The organism is Arthrobacter sp. D1-29 (assembly GCF_054130585.1).
Genome location: NZ_CP096383.1, coordinates 5,086,125 through 5,098,565, shown reverse-complemented (window position 1 = coordinate 5,098,565; position 12,441 = coordinate 5,086,125). Strand labels below are relative to the sequence as shown.

The following is a 12,441-nucleotide window of genomic DNA, read 5'->3' as shown; positions in this document are numbered from 1 at the left end:
TATGCACGCTACAGGCGTTAGCGGTTGGATGGAGGCATGACCAATCACGAACCCCATCCCAACCACGACCGCGGCCTTGAGTTCGATCTGTCCACGCTCATGAGCCGCCGTTCGCTGGGGATGTTCCTCGGCGCAGGCGGGGCCGCCGCGGCACTGGCGGCCTGTACTCCCGGGGGATCATCGTCGGCGCCGGCCACATCATCCGCTGCGGCTACAGAAACTGCCTCCGCAACTGGCTCCCTGGCACCTTCCGCCAGTGCAACTCCCACCGTGACCCGGGCCATTGCCGAGTGTGGCGTGGAGATCCCGGAGGAAACGGCCGGACCCTACCCTGGCGACGGCTCCAACGGTCCCAATGTGCTGGAGGCCTCCGGAGTGGTCCGCCGGGACATCACCTCCAGCTTCGGGACCTCAGGGACCAAGGCCGATGGTGTGCCGCTGACCTTCACCCTGACGCTCCTGGACAACGCCAACGGCTGCGTGCCCCTGGCCGGCGCTGCCGTCTACGCATGGCATTGCGACAAGGACGGCAAGTACTCGATGTACGATTCGGGCCTGACTGACGAAAATTACCTCCGCGGTGTCCAGGAAGCCGATGCCAACGGCCAGGTCACCTTCGCCTCAATCTTCCCGGGGGCTTATCGGGGACGATGGCCGCACATCCACTTTGAAGTGTTCGAATCCATGAGCAATGCGACGTCGGCCGGCCAGGTCCTGGCTGTTTCCCAGATCGCCCTCACAGATTCCTCCTGCCGTGACGTTTATTCCAGAGCAGGCTACGAAGCCAGCGCCAGTAATTTCCCCAGCACCACCCTGCAGTCGGACATGGTGTTCCGCGAGGACGGCGGCGTCTACCAGCTCGCCACCATGTCAGGGTCTGCTGCCACGGGTTACACGGCGGGGCTCAACGTCACCATCTAGGGCCGCAGGTGGGGCCGTGGCCCGGCACTAGACTCGAGACCATGCCTTTGCCTTCCACCGCCGCTGACCACATCCAGGACCTCGGCGCATATGTCAGCGCCTCGCCGTCGAGCTTTCACGCCGTCCACGAAGCCGCCCGGCGGCTGGACGAGGCCGGCTTCACGGGGCTCGACGAACGCGAGCCCTGGGAGGGTGGGACTTCGGACGGCAAGGCCGACCGGTTCTACATCGTCCGTGATGGCGCCCTCATCGCCTGGGTGGTTCCGCAGGGGGCAGGCCCCACCACCGGCTTCAACATTGTGGGTTCGCACACTGATTCGCCGTCGTTCAAGCTCAAGCCGAAGCCCACCATTGGCGCCCACGGGTGGCTGCAGGCCGGGGTTGAGATCTACGGTGGTCCGCTGCTGAACTCCTGGCTGGACCGCGAACTGCGCCTGGCCGGCAGGCTGGTGATGCTGGACGGCACACAGCACCTCACGTCAACCGGTCCCATGCTGCGTTTCCCCCAGCTGGCGATCCACCTGGACCGTGCAGCGAATGACGCCCTCACGCTGGACAAGCAGCGGCACATGAACCCGGTATGGGGCCTCGGGGACCCGGCCGAATTTGACCTGCTGGGGGTGCTGGCGTCCCACGTGTCCGGGGCCGACTCTGTGAACGCGGCTGAGATCGGAGGGTACGACGTCGTTATTGCAGACACGCAGGCCCCTTCGGTTTTCGGCGCCAACAGTGAGTTCTTTGCCGCCGGGCGGCTGGATAACCTGTCCGCCACGCACGCCGGGCTGATGGCACTGATTGCGCACGGCGCCGACGCGGCAGCGGACAGCACAGCGCCAAACGGTACAGCGCCCATCGCTGTCCTGGCGGCATTCGACCACGAGGAAATTGGCTCCAATTCCCGTTCCGGGGCCTGTGGTCCCATCCTCGAAGACGTGCTGGTCCGTATCTCCGACGGGCTGGGCGCGACGGCGGGCCAACGGCGTCAGGCCCTGGCGGCGTCGTTCTGTGTATCCGCGGACGCGGGCCACGCCGTGCACCCCAACTATGCGGAGCGGCACGATCCCGCCAATCATCCTGTGCTCAACGGCGGGCCCCTGCTGAAGATCAACGCCAACCAGCGCTATGCCACGGATGCCAGCGGGGCTGCTTTCTGGGCCAGGCTGTGTGGGGAGGCCAAGGTGCCGTACCAGGAATTCGTCTCAAACAATGTGATGCCGTGCGGCTCCACCATCGGCCCTTTGACCGCTACGAGGCTGGGCATCCGCACTGTGGACGTTGGGGTGCCGCTGCTCTCGATGCACTCCGCCCGCGAACTGTGCGGTGTGGATGATCCGCACGGACTGGCCAGGGTGGCGGAGCTGTTCTTCAGGACCTCTCCGTAGGACTTCTTTAGCATGATTTCCGCACCACAAAGCTGGTGCGGATACCCACATAGTCGCCGCGCTTTCATAGTGCCCGGCTGCGGCCAAGCCTACGGTTGAACAATACGGATGCCCCGTGGGCATGCGGTCCATGGTTCCGGACCGCATGGCGGAGAGACTCAACGTCTCGCCACCCGCAGGACACCGGTGACAACTATCTGAATGCGACAGCAGGTGCCGGGAAGCCGGTACCGCTGGCAGGAAACGGGAGTGCAGACCCGAACCCTGCCGCTGCGTGGTTGTGCCGCGACTATGGAGCCGAAAAATGAAGTCTGCACCTGGATTGTTCTCCCGGCGGATCCTCAAGCAGGGTGTGCCTGCCCTGATCCTCGCACTGATTGTTTCGACGCTTTCGGTCGCGGCCGACCCTTCGCTGCTGGCTCCTGCCCGTGCCGCAGGTCCGTGCGATGCGCCGGTGGTCAGCAAGGTTGCCTGCGAGAATACCCAGCCCGGCAGCCCGGCGTCTGAGTGGCAGGTGGCAGGTGCGGGCAACAGCACCATCCAGGGCTACGCGACGTCGATGAGCGTCAACGTGGGTCAGACCGTCACCTTCAAGGTTAAGACGACGGCCTCCGCGTACCGGATCGACATCTATCGGCTGGGCTACTACCAGGGGCTTGGTGCCCGTAAAGTCGCCCCCAACATTCTTCCCTCGGTACCCCTGCCGCAGGCCCAACCGAACTGCGCCACGTTCCCGGCCACAGGTTTGATCGACTGTGGCAACTGGGCTGTATCGGCGTCCTGGCCAGTGCCGGCGTCGGCGGTATCAGGTGTCTACCTGGCGCGGCTGGTCAGGACGGACAACAGCGCCGCGAGTGTTATTCCGTTTGTTGTCCGCGATGACGCCGCCAAATCCGACATGCTGTTCCAGACATCCGACACCACGTGGCAGGCCTACAACACCTACGGCGGCAACAGCCTCTACAGCTGCACCGTAGCTTGCCCCCCGGGAAACCCCCTGGCCTACAAGGCAGCCTTCAAAGTGTCCTACAACAGGCCATTCAATTCGGCGCTGGATGACCAGGGGCGCAGTTGGCTGATGTATGCCGAATATCCCATGATCCGCTTCATGGAGGCTAACGGCTACGACGTGAGCTACATGAGCGGGCTTGATGTCGCAACCAAAGCCCCGTTGCTGCTCAACCACAAGGCATTCCTGTCCGTGGGTCACGATGAGTATTGGTCCGCCGAACAGCGGACGAACGTCCAGGCTGCCCGGGACGCAGGTGTCAGCCTCGCCTTCTTCAGCGGCAATGAAATGTTCTGGAAAACGAGATGGGAACCCAGCTCTGACGGCACCAACACTGCCGGACGGACCCTGGTCTCCTATAAGGACACGCACTTCAACGGCCCTACGGATCCGGTCTCCTGGACGGGTACCTGGCGGGATCCGCGATATGGGACCTCCACCGGTGGAGGGAATCCGGAAAATGCCCTCACTGGCCAGTACTTCATGGTCAATTCCGGGACAGCAGACATAGATGTGCCTTCAGCGTTCAAACACCTTCGGTTTTGGCGGGGCACATCAATTCCAGGGATGGCTAATGGTGCTTTAGTGACCCTCGGGGATGGCTTAGGGACGCTGGGGTATGAATGGGACATAGATGCGGATAACGGCTTCCGTCCACCGGGCGCCTTCCAGCTGTCTCACACGAACAGTAATTCCGCTGAGATCTTTACGGATTACGGCTCGACTGTTCTGCCTGGTCAGCCAGCGACCCACAACCTCACTTTGTACAAGGCGAACAGCGGCGCCTTGGTGTTCGGCGCCGGGACTGTCCAATGGTCCTGGGGCCTCGACGGCTACACAACGGGCAAAGCCGTGGACCGGAACATGCAACAGGCCACGATCAATCTCTTCGCCGACATGCGGACCCAGCCGACAACGCTGATTTCAGGCCTTTCTGCAGCCCAAGCGTCTACGGACGCAACGGCCCCGACATCCAACGTGACGCAGCCGGCCACAGGGTCGACAGTTGCCGACGGCACGACCGTCACTGTATCAGGGACCGCCTCTGACGTGGGCGGCGTAGTGGCTGGCGTCGAGGTATCCACCGATGGTGGTACGACATGGCGCCGCGCGAGTGGGACCACAAACTGGACCTATACGTGGAACGCGCACGGGAGCCCCAACTCAGTGTTGCGGTCCCGGGCTGTGGACGACAGCGGCAATCTGGGGCCGGCCTCCTCAGGGAGTGTTGTCAATGTTTCCTGCCCCTGCTCGCTTGTGGGAGCAAATCTTGTTCCAGCGAATACGGACGCCGGTGACCCTGGCTCGATCGAGATTGGCGCGAAGTTCTACTCCGACGTCCCCGGTACCATCAGTGCAGTCCGTTTTTTCAAGTCCACCAGGAACACCGGCACCCACATCGGCAGCGTCTGGAGTGAGTCGGGCCAAAGGCTGGCCAGTGCCACGTTCACCGCTGAATCCGCCACTGGCTGGCAGACCGCCACGCTGTCGCCGCCCTTGATTATTGCTGCGAATACCAAATACGTGGTTTCCTATTTCGCACCGTCCGGCCACTATGCCCAGAATGTTGGCTACTTTTACAACAACCCTTCTCCATCCGGGGGGTCAAACAGCACAGACAGTGCTCCGCTTCACTTCACGAGAAGTACTCCGGGGGCACCCAATGGCTTTTACCGCTACGGCTCCACGTCCAGTTTCCCGAACCAGGTTTTTGATGCCGAGTACTACTGGGTGGACGCATTATTCACTCCGTCGGGAACAGTTGCTCCTGCGGTTTCATCAGTCTCTCCAAGCCCCAACGCTTCAAATGTCGACTTGGCCGTCAAGCCCTCTGTTACCTTCAACCAGGCAGTGACTGCGTCGTCGGTGGTGTTCACACTGAAGAATTCGGCGGGCACTACCATCGCAGGTTCACTGGCCCACGACTCGACAAAGAACACATCCACTTTTACTCCGGCGAGTGCTCTGGGCAATGGTACGGCTTACACGGCAACAGTCAGTGGGGCTAGGAATGCGGCAGGGGAAACGATCGCCGCGCCGTATTCGTGGTCTTTCACGACAGTTGCGGAGCCCGCTGCTCCTGAGGTGACCGCGGTTTCGCCGGCGACCAACGCCGCTGGCGTCGCTGTAGATGTGAAGCCGGCGGTCACCTTCAACCAAGGGGTGATTGCCTCATCCGTCGTCTTCGGGCTCAAGGACGCAGCCGGGTCCGCCGTCAGTGGTTCGACCACCTATGACGCCTCGTCCAGCACTGCTACGTTCACTCCGGCTGCCGCGCTGGCATACAGCACCAACTACACAGCGACAGTAAGCGGTGCCACGAACGCATCCGGCCAGCAGATGGCCGGTCCGCATTCCTGGACGTTCGGTACAACTGCTGCGCCGCCGAGCTGTCCGTGCACGGTGTTCAGCCCTACCTCCGTGCCTGCTGTTCCAGCCGACAGCGATTCTAACGCTGTGGAGCTAGGTATGAAGTTCCGCTCCGACGTAGCCGGCAGCGTCACCGGAGTTCGGTTCTACAAGGGCACCTCCAACAGCGGTACCCACACCGGGCACCTCTGGTCCAACACCGGATCACTCCTTGCATCAGTTACGTTTGCGGGAGAGACCGCCTCCGGCTGGCAGCAGGCAGACTTCTCGACTCCGGTGAAGATTACCGCGAATACTACTTACGTAGTTTCCTACCACGCACCGAACGGCCGCTACGCGGCGAACAGCGGATACTTCGGCAGCTCCGCCGACAGGGCGCCGCTGCATGGCCTGGCAAGCGGCGTCGACGGACCAAATGGCGTCTACAGGTACGGAAATTCGGCATTCCCCACGGACAGCTACAACAATACGAATTACTGGGTGGACGTGGTCTTTAGTGCGACGGCCACTACGACGGCCCCATCTGTGACGACCGTTGCACCCGCGGCCGGTGCCACAGGCGTTGCCGTAGACGTGAAGCCGACGGCGGCCTTCAATCAGCCCGTGACGGCATCCTCGGTGGTGTTCACCCTGAAGGACCCAGCCAACGCGGATGTAGCCGGCTCTACGTCATACGACGCCGGCGCAAACACAGCGACGTTCACGCCGTCCGCCTCCCTGTCCCACAACACCACGTACACGGCAACGGTTAGTGGTGCCACCAACGCCACCGGCCAGACTATGGGCGGGCCTTACGCTTGGGCCTTCAGTACAACTGCGGCGGCGATACCACCGGCCGTCTCTTCCTCAACTCCGGCAAACAACGCTACGAACGTGGCTGTTGCCGTGGAACCGACTGCGACGTTTAACCAGGCGGTGACTCCATCCTCCGTCGCCTTCACTTTGAAGGACGCTGCTAACGCGGCCGTTTCGGGCACCGTAGCTTACGACGCGGCCACATCCACCGCGACTTTCACGCCACGCTCCGCACTCAGCTACAGCAGCACCTACACAGCAACGGTCAGTGGTGCAGCAAACTCCACTGGGCAAAGCATGAGCGCGCCACACTCCTGGGCCTTTTCGACGGCATCAGCCCCCGCCGCCTGTCCATGCACAGTGTTCAGTCCAGATGCGGTCCCCGCCACGGTCTCAACCGCGGATAACAACGCTGTGGAACTCGGTATGAAGTTCCGCTCCGATACTGCCGGCACAGTTGCCGGCGTACGGTTCTACAAAGGAGAACTAAATACAGGGACGCACACCGGGCATCTCTGGTCCTCGACAGGAACACTCCTGGCTTCGGTAACTTTCGCCGGAGAGACAGCAAGTGGATGGCAGCAGGCACTCTTCTCATCACCTGTTCCGATTGCCGCAAACACCACCTATGTTGTTTCGTACTTCGCACCCGACGGATTCTATTCATCGAGCAGCGGGTACTTCTCATCCGCCGTTGACCGGGCGCCGTTGCATGGCCTGGCGAGTGGAACCGATGGACCCAATGGCGTCTACCGGTATAGCGCAACGGCCTTCCCAACCGAAAGTTTTAACAGTACGAACTACTGGGTAGACGTGGTCTTCAACGCCAGCACGTCGGGAGTAGCGCCGGCAGTAACCGCCGTTTCACCAGCAAGCAACGCAACGGACGTATCACAGGGTGTGCGCCCTACGGCCACTTTCGACCAAGCGGTGACGGGATCGTCGGTGGTCTTCGGTCTAAAAGATGCCACGGGAACTGTCGTACCCGGGTCAACCGCCTATGATCCGGCGACGAATACATCCACATTCTCGCCTGCTGCGGCACTAGCGTTCGGTACCACTTTCACGGCTACCGTCAGCGGCGCAACGAATGCCGCCGGCACGGCAATGACTGCGCCTTACTCCTGGACTTTCACCACCAAGGCTGCCCCGGCAGCCTGTCCGTGCAGCGTTTTCAGTCCCGCCGCCGTTCCAACCGTTGCCAACTCCAACGACAGAAAGGCCGTGGAGGTGGGCATGAAGTTCCGTTCCGATGTAGCCGGAACGGTAACGGGAGTCCGGTTCTTCAAGGGCAGCTCCAACACAGGAACGCATGTTGGCCACCTCTGGTCATCGACCGGTGCCCTGCTTGCATCCGTCACCTTTACGGGCGAAACAGGCTCCGGCTGGCAGCAGGCGCTGTTCGCCACGCCCGTCCCCATCGCAGCAAACACAACTTATGTTGTCTCTTATCACGCACCTGTGGGCTTCTACTCATCGACTAAGGACTACTTCAGCGGTACATCTGCGGACAACCCTCCGCTGCACGGGCTGGCCAGTGGCGTCGATGGAGCAAATGGTGTCTACCGCTACGGTAGCGCGGCCTTCCCAACGGAAAGCTTCAAAAATACCAACTACTGGGTCGACGTCGTTTTTACCCGTTCCTAGCCATCGACAGACAACCAAGGAACACGGGATGAGATGGGCTACCAGGGTTGCCACCATAGCGCTGGGAGGTCTGCTGGCCTTGGAAGTGGCGGGATGCTCGGCTGGCGCAAACGGAGGAAGCATCCGGACGACGCATGCCACACCCCCTTCCGGAGGACAGCCCGCCGTTCAGCCCACGTCGGAAGCATTGGGCAAGGTGACTGAATTCCAGCAGATGTCCGGCCTGGGTGTGAACGCCAATGTCCACAGCTGGAATGACGGCGAGCTGAAACCCGCCATCGACAAAATCGCCGGGCTGGGGGAGGTGACCTGGCGAGTCATCATCGACAGGGCGGACTGGGAAACCGAGGAGATCCCCGGCGGCACGGAAACCATCGACTGGGACCGCTACACGCCCATCTATGAGAACGGAAAGATGGCCGACCTTTGGGACACCATCACGTACATCGACTCCAAGCCCGGGCAGCAGATCATGGTCAATGTCATGGGCGGCGTGCCGGGCTGGATGGGTGGCAACAGGATCGACGAGGCCCACGAAGATCATTGGGTACGCATGATCGCCTCCATGGTGGCCTATGGCCGCACAGTCCGGGGCCTGGACTTCACACTGCTCGGACCGATGAACGAATCGGACTGGAACGGCATCGAAGGTCCGCAGGTAGGGCCTGAGCAGTACGTGCGGATGCTCCACAAACTCATCGTCCGCCTCGACGAGCTGGACCTTGCCGATATCCGCCTCGTAGGGCCGGACACGGCGTCTGCATCTACAGGGGTCTCGAAGTACCTTCCGGCACTGGCAGAGGACCCACTTGTTGTGGAGCGGCTGGCGCACTTCGCCATCCATACCTACGACGGCGACTCGGCAGGGACGCAGCGTGCGTTGCAAGGATTGGCCAACCCGGGGCTGGACTTCTGGGTCACGGAATTTTCGGGTCCCTGCCCCGGCTGTGACAACGGATCACCCAACCCCACGGATTGGTCATCCGCCGCCGCCACTGCTGCATACGCCCTCAATCTCCTGGAACAGGGAGCCGCAGGGCTGCAGCAGTATGACGCTTGGGACGGCTACTACGAACACCACGAAAGCATGGGCTACTGGGGCCTGCTGGCTTACGACCAGACGACGGGAAACTACACACCGCGCAAAACCTATTACGTGATGCAGCAACTGATCAGCCACACCCCCCGTAACGCCGTGCGGATAGCCGTATCCTCCGACGACGAAGGCATCAGGGTGGTCGCCTTCCTCGACCAGGCGACGGGGCGCATCACATTCTTCGGGAACAACACGTCCGACAGGGATGTGGTGGCCACTTTGCACTTACCTGGGGTGGTCCAGGACATGCAGCTCGCAACATATACCACGGACGCCCGCAGGAACATGGAGGCCGGCGATCCAGCCGTCCTGACGGACGGGATAGTCACCTTTACAGCCGCTCCCGGCTCTGTCTTTACCTTGACCGGAACACCCACGAAAGGCTAGGCATTATGACACTGTCAGGCTCCCTCCGAAGCCTCGTGCAGCCCGCGGCACTGCTGCGGCCGGTACGCCAACGCCCGGTCCTTTCCAAGGAAGGCGGACTGGCCAGACAGGACAGCGTCAGCGAATGGGTGAAGCTGGGGGGTGTGCCCGTCAAGTTGCTGGAACTCGATGACGCCCTTAGGACCATCGTTGACCGGGCACGGGCCGGCGGAAGCCAGCCCTTGGCTGTGGCCTCCGCGAACCTTGACCATGTGAAGCACTTCGGCCAGGACAGCCGGTGGGCCGACACCTTGGACCACCAGGCACCGGTGGAATGGCTGACGCTCCTGGACGGCTCTCCCCTGGTTTCCCAAGCCGCGGTGATCACTGGGCGGAAGTGGCCGCGGCTCTCCGGAAGTGACCTTATCGGGCCATTGTTGGATGCCGCCGAAGGCGCCGGACTAAGGGTGGGTTTCATCGGCGGAACCGCTCAGTGCCACGACCTGATACGCGAAAACTTCGCCATCGATCATCCCGGTCTCACTGTGGCTGGCTGGTGGGCTCCCGAACGCAGTTCACTTGTGGACACGGCCGCTTCACGTGACCTTGCGGCCGAAATTTCGAAAGCCCGGACGGACATCCTGGTGGTCTGCCTTGGCAAACCCCGCCAGGAACTTTGGATCTCCGAGTTCGGCCACTTGACAGGAGCGAAGGTGATGCTGGCCTTTGGCGCTGTAGTGGACTTCCTTGCAGGACGTGTGCGCAGGGCTCCAGCACGGGTCAGCAACGCAGGTTTGGAATGGGCCTGGCGGCTCGCGCTCGAGCCCAGGCGGCTGGCGCGCCGCTATCTGGTGGACGGGCCGGAAGCCTACCTTAACCTCCGGCGCTGCAGTGGTATCAGCCATCCGGGAAGCGCGACGGGCGGTACCGGCCGCGGGCGTTTGACGCCTGGACAGGCTGGCACATCGCCAGTTCGCAGAATCGCGCGCGTGCAAGCGTTCTCGCCGAGAGCTGAACATACCGACGTTGCCGTTCTTGTGGTCACTTACAACAGCGAAAAAGATATCCCGATACTCCTTGAAAGTCTGAGAGTGGAGACAGAGGATCAATCAATCAAGGTCATCGTCGCGGACAATTCCCCGGCACCGTCCACTATTTTGGCTCTGACGGATCAGACTGACGTTTTCGTCTTCCAGACAGGGGGAAACGTCGGTTACGCTGCTGCAATCAACGCGGCCGTTATCAAGGCGGGCGACACCGATTCCTATCTGATACTTAACCCGGATATGCGCGTGGTGCCGGGATCGGTCCGGGCGCTGCGGGACAGGTTGGCTTCGTCCGGGGCCGGCGTGGTGGTCCCCCTATTGCTCGACGACGACGGTAGTGTCTACCCATCCCTACGCCGGGAGCCAAGCGTTTCCCGGGCGATCGGAGATGCGCTGATGGGAAGCAAGCTCCCGGGGCGTCCGGGCTGGTTGGCCGAAATGGATCTCGATCCAGAAAGCTACCTTCATGCCCACAAAATCGACTGGGCAACGGGAGCAGCCCTCCTGATCAGGCCTGAAGTGGCAAAGTTGGTGGGAGACTGGGAAGAAGGCTATTTCCTGTACTCCGAAGAAACGGACTATTTGCGGCGGGTTCGAGAGGCCGGAGCCAGTGTCTGGTTCGAACCGCTGGCACGGATGCGGCACAGCCGGGGAGGTTCGGGCAGTTCTTCCGCGTTGGACGCCCTGATGACGATTAATCGCATCAAGTATGTGCGGAAGTTCCATTCCTCGGGTTACGCACGCGCGTTCCGGGCCGCCGTGGTCCTGGCAGCACTGCTGCGTTCAGCGCTGCCGCACGGCAAGGAAATCCTTTCAATAGTAAGTCGGGAACGGCGATGGGAGCAGCTGCCACACGCCACCCGCTATCCCCAGACAGCAGCGGGCCGAGAAGCGTTTCCCGAGGGGTCCGTGATCATACCGGCGCACAACGAGGCGGCAGTCCTGCGGCGGACGCTCGAGGAACTGGCCGTCCCGTTGGCAAGCGGCGCCGTGGAAGTGATTGTGGCGTGCAACGGCTGCACTGATGGGACGGAGGCCATTGCGGAATCGTTTGCCGGTGTCCAGGTCCTCCACGTCCCTGAAGCGTCAAAGGTCGCGGCCCTGAACGCGGGGGACCGTGTGGCAACTCGGTGGCCCCGCGTATACTTGGATGCCGACATCGAGGTGCCGGCCGAAGCGCTCCGTTCCACGTTGGAACTGCTGTCCTGCGACGGGACCGTCCAGTGTGCGCGCCCCGAGTTCAGGTACGACGCCGAGGGCGCATCCTGGCCGGTTCGGGCCTACTACCGTGCGCGGAACCGCTTGCCGCAGGCTTCGGAATCAATGTGGGGAGCAGGAGTTTACGGCATAAGCCTCAAGGGCCACGAGAGACTTGGCGAATTTCCCACAGTCACTGCCGACGACTGCTACGTGGACCGCCTCTTTGACAGCTCCGAGAAGACCGTCGTCCATTGCCCGCCTGTCATCATCCGCACACCCCGGTCGACATCGGGCCTTTTAGCTATCCTGCGAAGGGTCTATAGGGGCAACGCAGAACTTAAAACAATGCCGGGCTCCGGTACCTTCCGCACTGTTGGCCAACTGCTGAGGTCAGTCAGGGGCCCTGGATCGGCGTTCGATGCCGCCGCCTATGCGGCCTTCGCCGTCCGCGGACGCCGCCTCCGCCCCGGGCCTGTCGCATGGGAGCGGGACGATTCAAGCCGCTAGTAGTCGTCTACCGGCAATCATCCCGCCACTATCAGGCTGACACTGACACTGCAGTCGCACAGACTCTGTCAACGCCTTCGCGGACCGGACCTACGGCACACA

General features: G+C 62.1%; 5 protein-coding genes. All 5 read left to right on the top strand.

Annotated features, from left to right (window positions below; genetic code table 11):
• The first annotated feature begins 36 nt into the window (after positions 1-36).
• The 5 genes from M1E17_RS23175 (at position 37) to M1E17_RS23155 (ending at position 12,339) form a co-directional block, all read left to right on the top strand.
• The gene (locus M1E17_RS23175) at positions 37-921 is read left to right on the top strand and encodes an intradiol ring-cleavage dioxygenase (protein WP_457964496.1); all 885 of its coding nucleotides are present in this window, start codon (positions 37-39) and stop codon (positions 919-921) included.
• 41 nt (positions 922-962) lie between these two features.
• On the top strand, positions 963-2,303 hold the full coding sequence (locus M1E17_RS23170; protein WP_457964494.1) for a M18 family aminopeptidase: 1,341 nt from the start codon (positions 963-965) through the stop codon (positions 2,301-2,303).
• A gap of 304 nt (positions 2,304-2,607) precedes the next feature.
• Positions 2,608-8,124 carry a DUF4082 domain-containing protein gene (locus M1E17_RS23165; RefSeq protein ID WP_457964493.1) on the top strand — a complete coding sequence of 1,839 codons (5,517 nt, stop codon included), beginning with the start codon at positions 2,608-2,610 and terminating at the stop codon, positions 8,122-8,124.
• 28 nt (positions 8,125-8,152) lie between these two features.
• Positions 8,153-9,607, top strand: coding sequence for a glycosyl hydrolase (locus M1E17_RS23160; RefSeq protein ID WP_457964491.1), 1,455 nt, complete (start codon positions 8,153-8,155; stop codon positions 9,605-9,607).
• A gap of 5 nt (positions 9,608-9,612) precedes the next feature.
• Positions 9,613-12,339, top strand: a complete 2,727-nt coding sequence (locus M1E17_RS23155; protein ID WP_457964489.1) for a WecB/TagA/CpsF family glycosyltransferase — start codon at positions 9,613-9,615, stop codon at positions 12,337-12,339.
• Positions 12,340-12,441: the final 102 nt, after the last annotated feature.

What these genes read in the sequence shown, in the direction of transcription:
- M1E17_RS23165 (WP_457964493.1), top strand. Translation starts at nt 2,608, where the DNA reads ATGAAGTCTGCACCTGGATTGTTCTCCCGGCGGATCCTCAAGCAGGGT.
- M1E17_RS23160 (WP_457964491.1), top strand. Translation starts at nt 8,153, where the DNA reads ATGAGATGGGCTACCAGGGTTGCCACCATAGCGCTGGGAGGTCTGCTG.
- M1E17_RS23170 (WP_457964494.1), top strand. Translation starts at nt 963, where the DNA reads ATGCCTTTGCCTTCCACCGCCGCTGACCACATCCAGGACCTCGGCGCA.
- M1E17_RS23175 (WP_457964496.1), top strand. Translation starts at nt 37, where the DNA reads ATGACCAATCACGAACCCCATCCCAACCACGACCGCGGCCTTGAGTTC.
- M1E17_RS23155 (WP_457964489.1), top strand. Translation starts at nt 9,613, where the DNA reads ATGACACTGTCAGGCTCCCTCCGAAGCCTCGTGCAGCCCGCGGCACTG.